The organism is Streptomyces coacervatus (genome assembly GCF_029223485.1).
GTDB lineage: Bacteria > Actinomycetota > Actinomycetes > Streptomycetales > Streptomycetaceae > Streptomyces > Streptomyces coacervatus.
Window position 1 is genome coordinate 1 of sequence record NZ_JARHTP010000009.1, and the last position, 13,982, is coordinate 13,982.

At 69.6% G+C, this 13,982-nt stretch carries 11 protein-coding genes; 2 read left to right on the forward strand and 9 right to left on the reverse strand.

The genetic code is table 11. The annotated features are described in order from the left end of the window. Positions 1-283: 283 nt before the first annotated feature. The 3 genes from P2Q00_RS22450 to P2Q00_RS22460 all read right to left on the reverse strand — a co-directional run bounded on the left by P2Q00_RS22450 (position 284) and on the right by P2Q00_RS22460 (position 4,925). A complete protein-coding gene (locus P2Q00_RS22450; RefSeq protein WP_275774440.1) occupies positions 284-1,138 on the reverse strand; it encodes a trypsin-like serine peptidase in 855 nt (284 codons plus the stop codon). Positions 1,139-1,550: 412 nt separating this feature from the next. Continuing rightward, positions 1,551-2,609: an alpha/beta hydrolase gene (locus tag P2Q00_RS22455; RefSeq protein WP_275774441.1), complete on the reverse strand. Its 1,059-nt coding sequence runs from the start codon at positions 2,607-2,609 to the stop codon at positions 1,551-1,553. Positions 2,610-2,927: 318 nt separating this feature from the next. Next, a complete protein-coding gene (locus P2Q00_RS22460; protein WP_275774442.1) occupies positions 2,928-4,925 on the reverse strand; it encodes an ArnT family glycosyltransferase in 1,998 nt (665 codons plus the stop codon). A gap of 335 nt (positions 4,926-5,260) precedes the next feature. On the opposite strand from P2Q00_RS22460, the gene P2Q00_RS22465 reads away from it, so the two are divergent. Beyond that, a complete protein-coding gene (locus P2Q00_RS22465; RefSeq protein ID WP_275774443.1) occupies positions 5,261-6,931 on the forward strand; it encodes a serine/threonine-protein kinase in 1,671 nt (556 codons plus the stop codon). A gap of 313 nt (positions 6,932-7,244) precedes the next feature. Next, positions 7,245-7,829, forward strand: a complete 585-nt coding sequence (locus P2Q00_RS22470) for a TerD family protein (protein ID WP_275774444.1) — start codon at positions 7,245-7,247, stop codon at positions 7,827-7,829. 323 nt (positions 7,830-8,152) lie between these two features. Here P2Q00_RS22470 and P2Q00_RS22475 read toward each other — a convergent pair whose 3' ends face one another. From P2Q00_RS22475 to P2Q00_RS22500, 6 genes are all read right to left on the reverse strand, one after another. Further along, positions 8,153-8,812, reverse strand: a complete 660-nt coding sequence (locus tag P2Q00_RS22475) for a zinc ribbon domain-containing protein (RefSeq protein WP_275774445.1) — start codon at positions 8,810-8,812, stop codon at positions 8,153-8,155. 297 nt (positions 8,813-9,109) lie between these two features. Then, positions 9,110-10,963 (reverse strand): ABC transporter ATP-binding protein, encoded by a 1,854-nt coding sequence (locus P2Q00_RS22480; protein WP_275774446.1) that lies wholly within the window; start codon positions 10,961-10,963, stop codon positions 9,110-9,112. Beyond that, entirely contained in the window at positions 10,960-11,397 is a 438-nt protein-coding gene (locus P2Q00_RS22485) for a lasso peptide biosynthesis B2 protein (RefSeq protein ID WP_275774447.1), read from the reverse strand. The genes P2Q00_RS22480 and P2Q00_RS22485 overlap by 4 nt, the downstream gene beginning before the upstream one ends. After that, positions 11,394-11,648, reverse strand: coding sequence for a lasso peptide biosynthesis PqqD family chaperone (locus P2Q00_RS22490; RefSeq protein ID WP_275774449.1), 255 nt, complete (start codon positions 11,646-11,648; stop codon positions 11,394-11,396). The genes P2Q00_RS22485 and P2Q00_RS22490 overlap by 4 nt, the downstream gene beginning before the upstream one ends. A gap of 57 nt (positions 11,649-11,705) precedes the next feature. Beyond that, on the reverse strand, positions 11,706-13,556 hold the full coding sequence (locus tag P2Q00_RS22495; RefSeq protein ID WP_275774450.1) for a lasso peptide isopeptide bond-forming cyclase: 1,851 nt from the start codon (positions 13,554-13,556) through the stop codon (positions 11,706-11,708). Between the two features lie 26 nt (positions 13,557-13,582). Then, positions 13,583-13,693: a keywimysin-related RiPP gene (locus tag P2Q00_RS22500; protein WP_275774451.1), complete on the reverse strand. Its 111-nt coding sequence runs from the start codon at positions 13,691-13,693 to the stop codon at positions 13,583-13,585. Positions 13,694-13,982 lie beyond the last annotated feature (289 nt).

Below are 13,982 nucleotides of genomic sequence, written 5' to 3' on the forward strand. Positions count from 1 at the left end.
ACACCGCTCTCAGTGGAGGCTTCAACGGCCCGGGTCCAGAAAGGCGTCGTAGCCCCGCGCTCGAACAGTCCGGCGCGAGTGTGGTCCCCGCTACTGGAGCTGTTCACAAGGAATTAGGGCCTCCTGGCACTCGATTGGGATCACACCCGCGAGCGACCAAGAGGCCCTGCTGCCTGATATGGGCGACAACTTCGCCCGCCACTCTCGTGCCGATCCCGGTGAGCGCAGGTTCGAGTACGGCCTGCGGACACAGCCCCCACCGCGATGGTGCGGGAGGCCTGGGTCAGTTTCCGTCCTCGTCCTGGGCGCGTTGGTAGAGATTGGCGATGTCATTGTCGAAGTACGCGGCGTAGGAGACGTCGTCCTCGTCGCCGCCGCCTTCATAGCCGCCCAGGACGCCGATGACGGTGCCGGTATGGCTCTTGGGGTCGTAGTCGGTGAGCCAGGGGCTGCCGCTCGTGCCGTCCTCGAAGTCGGTGCACTGGATGCGCAGTTGGTAGTCGCTGAATCTGGTGGTGTGGTTCTGGCAGGAGATCGGGGTGTCACGGCTGGTGGGGTAGCCGGTGATCTTGACTTCGTTGTCGAAGCCGCGGTCTGTGCCGAGCCTGTTGCCGCCCAGGACGTTCTGGATGTTCTTGCCGTCCTTCGGGTCGACCGTGAGGAAGGCGACGTCGAGGTCTTCGTCCTGCGATTTGGCCCAGCGGTCGTCGACTACGACCTTGTTGACCTTCCACAGACCGGTGGGTTCGTCGCCGTTGCGGTAGGCGGGGGCGAAGACCAGGTCGTCCACCGGCTTCCCGGCGTCCGCGTCGAAGGCGCAGTGGGCCGCGGTGATCAGCATGTTCCGTCCGCGGCTCTGCACCACGCTCGCGGTGCAGAAGTGGGCGCCGTGGTCGTCCTTCTCGAAGACCGTGCCGATCCGGGCGTTCTCCTCGGTCCTGCGCGGGGTGTACGCGGTGCCGTCCTGGGCAGGGGCGGTCGCCAACGCGTCCTGGTCCTGGGGGGCCTGGCCCGGCTCGCCGGACTTGCCGTAGCTGCTGCGCCCGCTGCCTCCGCTCGGATAGGTCTCCTCCGCGGCGTAACCCAGCAGTGCGGCTGCCCCCACGATGACCAGCGTCAGTGCAATGCCAGCCTTCATGGAGCGAAACGGTAGCCCAGTCCGGGCATGGTGATCGCCCGGGGGTGGCAAACAGGCTGACAGGTCCCCCCACCCTGCTCAGGCCCGGAAGTGCTTCGGTCGAAACGCTTCCAACGTCCTACGAAGCTGACTTGCCCGAAGCCGGAGCACCCCATCTGACCTGCATGGAGCACTCCGAGCCGCCACACGTGGGCGTGGTTCAGAAGCGGATACGACGGCGAGACGTTCACCAACTCCGGCCGGCTCGACATCGACCATGTCGTGCCCCTCCACCTTCGCCAACGACCTCCAAGATCTGTGCCAGAGCCCAAATGGCGCCGCCGTAGCCACACCCTTGCAGGCGCGGGTGCTGCGTACAGCGGGATTTCGCTGGTGGAGCAGGGGTCCGCACGGACAGCGGCCGCCCCGGCGTTCAGTGCGGTGCGGACAGCCACAGGCTGAGCCATCCGAAGGCCGCGGGGTACTCCGCCGACCAGGTGTTGTAGTTGTGCCCGCCGCTGGGCAGCACCAGCGTGCGGACCTCCACCGGGGTGACCCTGGCGGCCGCTTGGAACGTCTCGATGTACGACAGCGGACTGAGCCGGTCCTCTCGCGAGGTGGCCAGGAAGAGCCTGACGCGGGCCTTGGTGTGGCGCACGAGGTACGTCGGGCTGTTGAGCCTGCGCACGGCCGGGTCGGGAAGGACGGACTCGTCGCCGGTCAGCGGATCGGGGTCGAGGGCGGCGCCCGCCCCAAAGACCTTCGGGAACTGCAGGGGCAGTTTCGCGGCGCAGAACCCGCCGGTCGAAAAACCCATCAGGCCCCAGCCCCGCGGGCCCGGCAGCGTGCGGAATTTGTGGCTGACGAGATCCGGGACGTCGGCCGCCATCCAGGTCGCCACCTTGCGGTTAGGCAGGTCGCTGCCGTCAGTGTCCACGCTGCCCGGGTTGACCACCGGCATCACAAGGATGAAGGGGTGCACCTTGTTCTGCTTCAGCAGATCCACGAAGGCGCCCGGCATACCGCCATGCTCCAGCCAGGACTGGGGTGAACCCGGGACACCGTGCAGCAGCATGATGACCGGGAACCGTTTCTTCGCGTAGGCAGCCTGGTCGTACTGCGGCGGTGTCCACACGAGCACCTCACCGGACAGCGCGGATCGCCGGCCGTGGAAATACGTGTCCAGTACGCCGCCCTTGGTGCTCTTGCTGAACTTCGCCCGGTGGACCGGAGGCCCAGGCATCGCGACCGCGTTGGTGTTCGCGTTGCCGAGCAGGTCGTCCCAGGACGCATACAGGCCGTAGCTGTTGTTGATCCAAGTGGCCACTACGGCGATGGCCGTGAGCTGACACAGGCCGATCATGACGGCGTGCACCAGCCAGCGCACCGCTCTGGGCCCGCGCACCTTCGGCCACAGCGCAATCGCGCCGACCATCATCAGGGCCGTCGCGACGATGAGTACAGCGAAGAACGGCGTGCTGGTCAGGGACACACAACCACCTCCCGATACCACCTTGCCCACGACCTACTGAGCAAGAGGGATCTCCACGATCAACGGTTCCTTGCCGACATGCGGCGAAGTGAGGGTCAGGGCCCCTCGGAGAATCGCTCGTATACGTGCGTGGCGAGTCGAAGGAGCGGACGGAGGTTCCGACAGCCGCGCCGGCCGCGGGTTTCTGGGCCTGCCTTCTCTGCCACCGGAACGAACGCCGTCCCGTCTCCGGCCCAGGTCTGGTCACCCATGTGGTCCGCCACCGCCTTGGCCAACTCCCTGCCTGCAGAGGGGCCTTGGCCCCAATCGAGCGATGGTCTACTTCTTGGCCGACGTGGGCGAGCAGTCGTACACACGGAACCTCTCGTGGGGCATGCGTGTGCAGTGGCCGCGTACCCAGTCCGCGGCGGCGCGGCCCGGGGTGGTGGGCGCGCCGCCAAGGACGACGTAACGCAGCCGGCCGGTGGCGATCAGGTTGCGGAACTCGGCGCTGGTGGGCGTGGGCGCGGCGCCCGTGAAGCCGCCCATGGGGAGCACCTTGGCGCCCGCGAAGAGGATGTAGGGCGAGGCCGAGCGCCAACTGGTTGTCGCGAAGACGAAGGTGGCATGGCCCTGGCGGGCCCTCATGGCGGCCAGGAAACGCTGCTCCTCGCGGGTGAGTGCCGTCCGCTCGGAGTACCTGATCGTGTGCTTGTGCGGTTCCGTCGCGCGAGGGGAGCCGTCCCCCCAGGCCGGGCCCTGCGTCGCTGCGCGGGCCGTGGCCCGGTGACGCTTGTGGTGGTGCCAGGTGGAGACCGGCCCGGCCGCGCCCATGCCCGAGTGGCCGTACTTGGAGTCCAGGACCGCCGACGCCCAGGCGGCGGATGGCAGCAGCATGCCCACGATGACCGCCCCCACGCCCAGCACCGCGATCCGGGACCGCGCCCGCTCGCCGGTGGTGCGCGACAGCATGAGCAGCAACAGGCCCCCGGCCCCCACAAGGGTCGCGACGGGCGCCAGCCACGGCAGGAACGAGTATCGCGTCGCGATGAACGCCGACCACGCCACGGTGCTCACCACCGCCGTCGGCAGCGCCCACGAGCGGGCCCGGTCGCCGCGCCGCCAAGCGCGCCAGAACTGCACGATGCCGCCGCCGAACAGCGCGGCGAGCGGCACTGCCACCACTCCCATGTAGTAGGTGTGGGCGCCGACTGCGCCGGCGCTGAAGACCAGGAAGTACAGGGCCAGCCACACGCCCCACAGCAGGAAGCCCGCCCGCAGCGGATCCGTGCGGTGCCTGCCGCGCAGCCATACCAGCCCGCACACCACGGAGAGCGCGGCCACCGGGTACAGCCAGCCGACCTGGGAGGCCAGCGACGGGCCGAACATCTTGGCCCACATGGCGGCGGGCCGGCCCTCACCGCCGGAGGGCGCCGGTGCGGTGCCGGCCATGGTCGTGGCGGAGACGCTTCCGGTGGCCTTGGCACTGATGCCGAGGCCGGCGAAACGATTGAGGAAGTTGTATCCGATCACCTGACTGAACGCCGAGTTGTCGGTCGTACCGTCGATGAACGGCCGGTCCTGTGCCGGAGTCAGGGCCACCAGGACCATCCAGGACGCCGACGCCGCGATGCACACCGCCGCGGCCGTCCCCAGGTGGGCAAGTCGGCGGCGCAGCGTCGACGGCGCCGACACCAGGTAGACCAGCCCGAGGGCGGGAAGCACCGCCCAGGCTTCCAGCATCTTGGCCTGGAAGCCGAGGCCGACCCAGAGCCCGGCCATGAGGAGCGGACGCAACCGGGCCTCACGGGCGGCGCGCAGCGTGGCATTCGCGGCCAGCAGAACGCACAGGGTGAACGCGGGGTCCTCGACCTCTGTGCGGAACATTCCCGCGACCACGGGAGTCAGTGTGAAGGCGCCGGCGGCGAGGAGTCCCGCGCTTTCCCCCGCCCACCGGCGCACGGCGCGGTGCAGCACGGCGACGCCGAGGACGCCCTCGATCACCTGCGGCAGTGTCAGAGCCCACGAATGGAACCCGAAGATCCGCGCGGAGAGGGCCTGCGGCCAGAGGAAACCCGGGAGCTTGTCGATGGTGATCGTGTTGTTCGGGTCGAACGAGCCGAAAAGGAAGCCCTTCCAGCTCTCCGTCATGCTGCGCGCGGTCTCGGAGTAGAACGCGTGGTAAGTGCTGTGCTGGATGTCCCAGGTGAACAGCACCGCCGCCGCCAGCATGATCGCCCACCAGGCCAGTCTGGCGTTGATCCCCTTCCTGCGCGCAGGCGGCGGTCCACCCGTGCGCTGGACCGACCTGATGAGCTCTGCGGTGGTGGCCCCCATGGACGACCCTTTCCAAATGCGCGTCAGCCGTACGACGTGCAAGATGGCGAGGGCGCCGCTCGGGATGCACGGGACCGGTTCTCATTCAGGTGAGAATCAGGTGTGCTGCCCTGACTTTGCTGGGATGTGTGGGCCTGGCCACCCGGCGGTGCAGATACCGCCTCACCAGCCCGTTCGCCCGCTGCACCAACCGGCTCGGGATGCTGCTGAACGTCACCGCGCCGACCCTGGCCGGCTGGACGGGAGCACCACTTGCACGCACTGGTGGACGGAGCCGTTGCGTCCGGTAGCGCAGCAGGTGAGCGATGTCATCGGCGCCAACTAAGCTCCCGCCCATGAGTGAGGCAGATAGAGGTCCCGCCAGACGAGTCGTCGACGGGCGCTTCGAGTTGGAGGCCCGCCTCGGCGGCGGTGGGATGGGCACGGTCTGGCGAGCCAGGGACCTGGTTCTGCACCGGTTCGTGGCGGTCAAGGAGGTCCGCCCGCCCGACCGGGACCTCGCAGAGTACGACCCCGACAGTGCACGGATGCTGCGCGAACGCGTCCTGCGCGAGGCTCGGGCCCTGGCCCGGATCGACCATCCGAACGTCGTCACCATCCACCACATAGTCGACGGCGGCGAAGGCACGTACCCGTGGCTCGTGATGGAGCTGGTCGCCGGAGGCTCTCTGGCCGACCGCCTGGCCCGTGGACCCATGCGCCCGGCCGAGGCCGCACGGATCGGCCGCGGCGTGCTCGCGGCGCTGACCGCGGCGCACGACGCCGGCATCCAGCACCGGGACGTCAAACCCGCCAACGTCCTGCTCCGGCCCGACGGGCGACCCGTCCTCACCGACTTCGGCATCGCCGCGATCCGCGAGACGACCAACCTCACCGCCACCGGCTCCATCATCGGCACGGCCGACTTCATGGCACCCGAGCGCATAACCGGCAACGAGGGCGGAGCCGCCTCCGACCTGTGGTCCCTTGCGATGATGCTGTACACCGCCGTCGAGGGCCGCCACCCATTGCGCCGGGGCACCACCCTGGCCACCCTCGCCGCGGTCCTCCACGAGGACGTCCCGCCACCGACGCAAGCCGGACCCCTGGGCGCCGTCCTGATGGATGTCCTCGTACGAGACCCTGCGGCGCGCCTGTCCGCCGCCGTGCTCGACCGACGCCTGGCCGAGATCGAGGCGGATCCGATCGGACACGCGAGCACGCGGGACGAGCCGACCTCGTACCAGCTGACCCCGCCGGCGCCCCCGTCCACCCCGACGACCCACCCGGGGAACCTCGCTTCCCCGACCACCTTCGTCCCCTACGGCGGCGCTCCGGCGGGCGTGCCCACTGCCCCTGCGACCGCACCTCGCCGACGCGGTCCCGCCCGGCCCGTCCTGCTCAGCCTCTCGGGAACCTCGCTTGTCGGGGTCCTCGCCGTGTTGTGGTGGGTGCTGCCCCTGGGCGGCAACGACTCCGCGGGCGCGGGCGGCTCGCCCTCCACCGCGACCAGCTCTCCGGGTGCCACTCCCGTCTCCCGGAAGTCGCAGGACTCCGAGACACTGTCCGCGAACACGGACATGCTCACTCCGGATCACATCCGCACGGCCATCAAGGCGATCGAGAAGGAGACCGGCGGCAAGCGGTTCGGCGACTTCACTGTCTACTCGGACTACGTGTCGGCGGAGGTGATGGTCAACGGCAGCAAGGTCGCGTACGAGACCTACACCTACCGCCCGGGCAAAGGCGTGGAGAAAGGCATCATCGCCGGCAGCCTGGACAGCCTGGAGAAGCCCTTCACTCCCGAACTCTTCAACTGGGACAAGGTCCCCGCGCTCATGAAAGAGGCGGACAAGAAGCTCAACGTCAAGGACCCGGAGAACCGGTACGTCGTGGTGATGATGCCCAACGCCTTCTACCCCGAGTTCGGTATGGGGATCTACCTCAGCGACAAGTACAGCCGGGCGGGATATCTGAGGACTGACACCAAGGGCAAGGTCGTCGACGTGAACCCCGCCGAGAACTGAGCGGGGAAGAGTCCGGCGCTGACCCACACCGATGTGCGCGACGGCCCGGCGGCGGCGCCCCGCGCCGTGTCGTGAATCAGCTCAGTGGTCGGTCGCCCGCTCACGGGTCGGCGAGGTCCTGGCTTCCACGGCCGAGACCGGGCAAGACCCCGCTCCGGCCCTACAGGCGGTTCGTCGGAGCGCCTGTCGAACACCGACGGCGAGCCCGCCCTGCCTCATCAGTGACCCTCATCGAGACCCGTCGCGTGGAACCACGAAGGTGCCAGGCACACTCTGCGTGTTGTAGTCCCTCTGACACGAGAATGAGCCATACATGATCACGCTCACCAAGGAAGACGGCCCCGCAGACCTGGACGGAGTGACGCACCTGTCCATCGGGGTTTCCTGGGATCCCACGGCCGGCAGCAGCGGCGGAATGCTGGGCAAGCTGCGCCGCAAGAAGGGCACCGACCTCGACCTGATAGCCATCGCCCTGCAGGGCGGGGACCCGGTCCGCCTCGCGGGTCTCGACTCGCTCGACCCCATGGGCAACGGCTCGTTGGTCCACAGCGGCGACAACCAGACCGGGCACGGGGACGGCGACGACGAGACGGTGACCGTCGAGTTCGCCCGTATCCCGCCCAACATCACAGCGATCGTGTTCGTCGCCGCCGCGTACAAGAAGGGCAGTTCCTTCCAGCTGGCGCGCAACATCAGCTTCAAGGTCTACGACGCGACGGGGGGTAGCTCTCAGCAGGTCGCCGACATCTGGCCGAGTCTGCTCACGAAGGACAACGGCTGCGCCGTGGCCAAGGCGATGCGGGTCGGCGGCAGTTGGAAGCTCGAAGTGATCAACGTGACGGGCAAGATCAAGCAGGGGGACGAGCATGCCCTGATGCGTTTTGCTGTCAGCAAGTAGTACGTCCCTGGGGCTCGGCACTGGTTTGCTGACTGGTCCGCGGGAACAGGTCCAGGCAGCCGGCAGGGCGACCGGCAGGTCCAGCGGCAGGAGCGCACGGAAGAGCAGTTGGACGGGCATCGGGGCGTAGCCACCTGACCCTGGTGATCGGCAGTGACTGGTCGAGCGGCACCACCTGCCCCGGCAACTCGTCCTCGCCGGCGCCCGCCGACACGAAGGCCGCCGTCTCCCCAAGGTCAGGCATACGCAGCCGCGAGTAGCAAGCCCGACTTCGACGCGTGAATCGCTGACGAGAAAACGGAGGCCCGCAACCGAGGAGCGTGCTATCGCCGCGTGCCGCAACCCGGGCAGAATGCCGCGCCGTCCGGCACGACGGTGGAGCAGGAGGTGCACTGGGTGGACTGGGCCAGGTGGTAGCCGCAGCCGGAGCAGTAGGCGGCTCCGTGGGTCTCGGTCCGGCATTGGGGGCAGACCAACTGCCGGGGCGTGGTGGGGTCGTAGGTCTGGCCGGCCTGCTGTCCTACGGCGTACGCCCGCTGGGAGGCCATGTCGTTGAGACCGCGCTGCTGGGCTGCCATGGCCTCCGCCGCGGTGTCCGGTGCGCAGTGCAGACACAGTCCCTGTGCTGCGTTCCAGCAGCGTCCGCAGACGTAGTTCGTACAGCGCGCACAGCGGTTGAAATGACCCTGCGCGTTGGTGATCGCCCGCTGGAAGGCACTGTCGCGGGCCTGCCCCCAACCCGCCCCCGCAAGCCCGTCGGCGGCGGACGTGACCCCCCTGCCCGCACTGCCCAGCAGGCTCCAAGCCATGTCGACGCCCTTGCCGAGCCAGGTGGCGGCCCGCTCACCGGCGTACGCCTCGAACGGCGAACGCCAGGTGTCATAGCAGCGAGAGCAGGAGAACTCGAACTGGAAACCGGCCCCGGTGCCGTTTCGCTCGCACAAGTCACGGTAGTTGTTGCTGAAGTAGATCTCGCTGCTCATGTGGTCCCCCCACAGTTCAGGCCGTCGGCACCCCTGCCCTACGACGCTGGCGGAAGGGTACTGGTTCTCGCCATCGGCCGGGCGCTCGGGTGCTGCCGGAGTTGTACAGTTGCGCAACGCAGCAATCATGGCTGCGGGTGCGGCTGTCATTCCTCGGCTGAGCGGCGCGACCACGGGAGAGCCTGGCGCTCCGGCGTTGATCTGCAGGAACGGGGTTCATGGCCGCGCCTGTTGTTGAGCCGTGGGCCCGGACGTCGTCCGTATCCGGGCCGGCTGGGGTGCGGGGACGGCACTGCTTCAACCGGTCGTCCCCGCACCCTTGCTGCTTTCGGGGACCGCGCCGGGACGGAGCATCTGGCCGGCGGCCAGCTCGCGGTAGAGGGGGCTGTCGGCCAGCAACTCCTCGTGGCGTCCGTCGGCGGCTGTGCGGCCGTCGTGCAGCACGACGATGTGGTCGGCGTGCTGCACGGTGGACAGGCGGTGCGCGATGACCAGCAAGGCGCACTCCTGGGCGATGTCCTTCATGGCGCTGATGAGCGCCGATTCATTGATGGCATCGAGGTGGGAGGTGGGCTCGTCCAGCAGGAGCAGCGAGGGGCGCGCCAGCAACGCGCGGGCGACGGCGACGCGTTGGCGTTCGCCACCGGAGAGCGTGCTGCCGTGTTCGCCGATGACGGCGGCCAGACCGCCGGGCAACCGGTCGATGACCTCTTCGAGGCGGGCCAGTTCTATGACGCGCCGGATCTCCGCTTCGGTGGCGTCGGGCACGGCATAGGCGATGTTGTCGCGCAGGGTGCCGTGGACGACGTGGGCGTTCTGGTCGACGACGGCGATGCGTCGGCGGCAGGCGTCACGGGTGAGTTCGGTGGCGGGCCGCCCATCGAAGACCACCGTGCCGGCGTCCGGCTCGAAGAATCTCGCCACCAGGGCGAACACCGTGCTCTTGCCGGCTCCCGACCGGCCGACCAGGGCGACATGCTGCCGGTGCGCCACGGCGAACGAAAGGCCGCGGAGGACCGGCCGTTCCGGGGTGTAACCGAAGCGGATGTCATGCAGGGCGAGGGCGGGCTGTTCGGGGGTGGCGGAGGGCCTTGCCGGCCACGGCGCGTGTGCGCTGACTCCCGGGATCTTCGGTGCGGTCGGCTCCACAGGCAGGCAGAGTGCCTCGTCGATGCGCTGGTAGGCGCCCATCCCCCGTTGGATGAGGCCCACGGCACGGAAGACGGAGGACAGCGGCAGGACGAGGTACGAGGCGTACAGCAGGAAGGCGACGAGGTCGCCGAGGGAGCCGGCGTGGCCGCTGACGCGCAGGCCGCCGACCACCAGGACGATGAGGAAGGAGCCCTGCACGGCGAGTTCGACAGCGGGGCTCATGACCGAGGCGAGCTTCGCGGTGCGCACCCCCGCGCCGTAGGCCGCCTCGACACGTGCGCCGATGCCCGCCGCCTCCCGCTCCTCGGCGCGATGCACCCGGACCATCGGCAGAGCACCGAGGGCCCGTGCAAGGTCCGCGGCGAGGGCACCGACCGAGTCCTGCATGTGTTCGGACGCGCATCGGATACCCGTGAGCAGCGAGGCGACGACCAGGGCCGCCGCGGCCACGACGACGGCGACCAGGAGCAGCAGCAGGGGGTCGAGCCATGCCATGAGGACGATCGCCCCGGCGGCGACCAGGCTTCCCGTCACCAGATCGACGAGGGCCTGCGACACGACCTCCCGGAGCACGGTGGTGTCGGTGGTCACCCGGGAGATGAGGTCGCCGTCTCGGTGGCGGCCGTATTCCCTCATCTCCAGCCGGAGCAGCCGCCCCACCAGCCCGTGCCGGAGCTGCCGTACGACGCCTTCGCCCATCTGCTCCAGAAGGAAGCGCCCCGCGGATCCCGTCGCCGCCTCGGCGACGAACAGCGCGCCGAGGAGGGCCAGCAGCGGCCAGATGACCTGCCCGCGGCCGCTGGCGTCCACGACGTGCTTGGCCACGAGTGGCTGGGCCAGCCCGAGGGCGGAGGCCACGAGGGTCAGTACGGCGGCGACGGCGATGGCACTCCGGTGCCCGGCCGTGAGCCGGTACATCGCGGCCACCGCCGCCCGGGTGGACTTGTCACCGTCGGCGACCGCGGCCCGGCCGCCGTTCGGATCCGTTGCGTTGGTCATCGGCCCGTCGGTCGTGGCAGTGGGCCGACGGCCAGCAGCGGGGCGAAGTAGCCCTCCGGCACTCCCTCGCCGACGGGACGGCCGTCCGCCTCGATCCAGGCGTGCGCGGTGAAGGGCGGGACGACGCGCACGCCGGTGCTCCAGGTCGGCCATGTCCCGCCGAGCCGGCACAGCAGTGCGGCCCCCAAAGAGCGCGGCAGACACCCCTTCGGTCCGGCGCAGCGCAGGCTGGCCGCGCACATGGCATCGCGCGCGTTCTGGGCCTGCGCGGTGGTGGCGGGCGTGGCACCGCGCCGCAGGATGCCAAGTACGGTGCGGATGCGGCGGGGCGGCAGCAGGGCGAGGACGACGGCGGGGAACAGGACGAGCCGGGCGGCCAGGCGTCGGGCCAGGGGCACATCTGTGGGTCGCTCCAGCGCGCTGGGCGTCGTCATGAGGCCAGCCCCGAGCTGCGCAGCTGCCGTACGAGCGTCTCGACGTCCTGCAGGGCCTGTGCCTGGTCGATGTCGAACTCCTGGGCCAGGGCGGCGGCCGCATCCGCCTCCTCCGCGCCGGCCAGCAGCGTCCGCACGACGAGGGTGGCGGTCGGATTCAACTCCCAGTAGGCGCCGGCACGTTCGTCCAGCAGCACCGTTCCGTAGTCGGTCTCGGCCGTGGAGACGTTGTCGCCGAACCGCAGGGGCATGTGAGGGCCTTTCTGACGTGTCTGACGTGTCTGGCGTTGTCTGACGTGGGGCTGGGGTCAGGGTTGTGGGACTCGGGTGTGGCCGCGGGCTATTCCCCGCAGCCACACCTCGGCGGCGATCGTGGAGTAGAGGATGGCGTCGGACAGCCCCTTGGAGGCGGGCCGCCGGGCCAGGCGACGCAACTCGGCGGCGTCCACCAGGCCCAGCGCCTCCAGCCGTGAGTCCTCCCACAGGGCCAGCAGGTCGGCACGGTGTTCGCGCAGTCCGTTGGAGGCATCCATGGAAGCTGTGGCCTTGTTGCTGCGCCGCAGGCAGTCCTCGGGCACGATCCCGCGCATCGCGGCGCTCAGAACGGGCTTGTACCGCCAGGGTGTGACGCGCTCGCTCGGACGTACCGCCAGACACGCCTCGATGACGCGGTCGTCGAGGAAGGGAGAGGCCATCGGCAGGCCGACGCGGGCCGCCATCCGATCCCACTGCCGGATGATGCGGGTGCACGAGCGGATCTGCTCCAGGTCGCTGTGCAGGCCACGGTCCGGATGCAGTGGCGAGGCCGTTGCCGCGGCTTCGAGCACTGCCCGGCGGGCCATCCCTTCGGCCTCCGGGGTCACCCAGTCGAACAGGCGCGGGGCCATACCCCAGCCGAGCCCCGTTGCGACGGACGGGGGCAACGGGCCACGCAGGCGGCCGGCGCCGTCGGCGAGCCACTTCCGGTACGGCCGGGAGTCGGAGAGCGCGCGGACCGTGCCGCCGAGTGGCCACTGCCACAGCGCCCGGAACCCGCGCAACTGGCGCAGGGCGAACAGCGGGCGGGTGCGCAGCAGTTGGTGGTAGTACGCCTCTGAGCACCATGCGACGTGGTCGCCGCCGATGCCGGTCAGGTGCAGCCGGCTGCCGCGTGCGGCGAGGCCGGGCAGGTGGTGCAGGACCCGGGAGCGGTCCATGACACCGATGGTGGGCTCGTCCAGGAGGTCGTCGATGTCGAGGAGGTCCTCGTAGACCAGTGGCGAGGCGTCGGCGTCCCAGACCACGTGCTCGACGTCCGGGAGGTGCCCGATCGCCCGCTCGGCCCAGTGCAGGTCGGTGTCCGCCGGATCGCGTCCCGGCCATGTACTGGCCACCACGCGGGCGGGGGAGCGGTCGGCCAGGAAGCAGACGGAGGTCGAGTCCAGGCCGCCGGACAGGTCGCAGCTCACGACGCCGCCCTGCCGGGTACGCGCGCCGACGGCCTCCTCCAGCGCGGTCCGGATCAGGGGCGCCGCTTCGGCGAGCGGCAGGACCGGCTCCGGCGGCGTCCACCACCGGGTGTGCCGTACGGTGCGCCCGTCCGCGGCCATGACCAGGGCGTCCTGCGGAGGAACGGCGGTGACCGCACGCCACAGGGACGTCTCGAACAGCGGGTACGGGGCGGGCCACAGCAGTCTCACGGCCAACTCCTCGACGTCGGGGTCGAGGCCCAGAACCGCGGCCAGGGTGTCGGCACGGGTGGCGGCCACCTGTACGCCGTCGATCTCCGTGTGGAAGACCAGTCGCAGCCCGGAGGCCGTGCCCTGAACCCTGATCTGTCCGTCGAGGGCGCCGACGAGGTGGAAACTGCCGGGCAGGGACCTTGCCAGTGCGTCGAGCTCCGTGAGATCACGCAACCGTGCGGCGCGCCGGCGCAGTTCGTCGGCGTCGATGGGGCAGCAGCCGACGACGGTAAGGACGGCGGTGCCGGCCTGCGCCGTGACGACCTCGTCGTCGTGCCAGTGGCCGACCAGCCAGGGCCGGCCCGACGCATGTGCGACGCTCCGGCTTCCGGGACGGGCGAAGGAGCGGGCCACGGCGGCCGCGTCCGCGTGGTCGGTGAAGACCGCGAAGTGCGCGTCGCCGGGGCCCGTCCCCGCACTTTCGTGCAGTTCAGTCATGACGTCGGGTCAAGGACCGTCGGCCGTCAGTTCTTGCTCAGGACCAGGCGGTCGTTGCCGTGGCGCCCGAGGAGCCCCGTCTCCTTCCGGAACGTACCGAGCCGGACGAGCGTCGGCGCCTCATAAGCCTTCTTCATGACCACTCCTCACGTGCGGGTTTCCCGACCACCTCCCTGACCGACGGCGACCCCGGGGCTGCCGGTGTGCTGTTGGTCTGCCCAGGGTTCATCGGGAACCCGGGCCAGGAAGCGGGCGCAGCAATCAGCTAGCTGCAGAACGTGAGGTCATGGCAAGAGCGTTTATGAAGCTCAGATAATATGCAAAATTCCAATCCATTGGATTGTGCGCCCCCTCCTTGTAGATGCATTTGTTGCGCAACTGGGTATGTGTGTGTCGAAAGAAACGTTTTGACATGTGTCCTGGCAG

Excerpts from the sequence above, each read along its gene's own strand:
- P2Q00_RS22450 (WP_275774440.1), bottom strand. The coding sequence starts at position 1,138 with ATGAAGGCTGGCATTGCACTGACGCTGGTCATCGTGGGGGCAGCCGCA.
- P2Q00_RS22460 (WP_275774442.1), bottom strand. The coding sequence starts at position 4,925 with ATGGGGGCCACCACCGCAGAGCTCATCAGGTCGGTCCAGCGCACGGGT.
- P2Q00_RS22465 (WP_275774443.1), top strand. The coding sequence starts at position 5,261 with ATGAGTGAGGCAGATAGAGGTCCCGCCAGACGAGTCGTCGACGGGCGC.
- P2Q00_RS22470 (WP_275774444.1), top strand. The coding sequence starts at position 7,245 with ATGATCACGCTCACCAAGGAAGACGGCCCCGCAGACCTGGACGGAGTG.
- P2Q00_RS22475 (WP_275774445.1), bottom strand. The coding sequence starts at position 8,812 with ATGAGCAGCGAGATCTACTTCAGCAACAACTACCGTGACTTGTGCGAG.
- P2Q00_RS22480 (WP_275774446.1), bottom strand. The coding sequence starts at position 10,963 with ATGACCAACGCAACGGATCCGAACGGCGGCCGGGCCGCGGTCGCCGAC.
- P2Q00_RS22485 (WP_275774447.1), bottom strand. The coding sequence starts at position 11,397 with ATGACGACGCCCAGCGCGCTGGAGCGACCCACAGATGTGCCCCTGGCC.
- P2Q00_RS22490 (WP_275774449.1), bottom strand. The coding sequence starts at position 11,648 with ATGCCCCTGCGGTTCGGCGACAACGTCTCCACGGCCGAGACCGACTAC.
- P2Q00_RS22495 (WP_275774450.1), bottom strand. The coding sequence starts at position 13,556 with ATGACTGAACTGCACGAAAGTGCGGGGACGGGCCCCGGCGACGCGCAC.
- P2Q00_RS22500 (WP_275774451.1), bottom strand. The coding sequence starts at position 13,693 with ATGAAGAAGGCTTATGAGGCGCCGACGCTCGTCCGGCTCGGTACGTTC.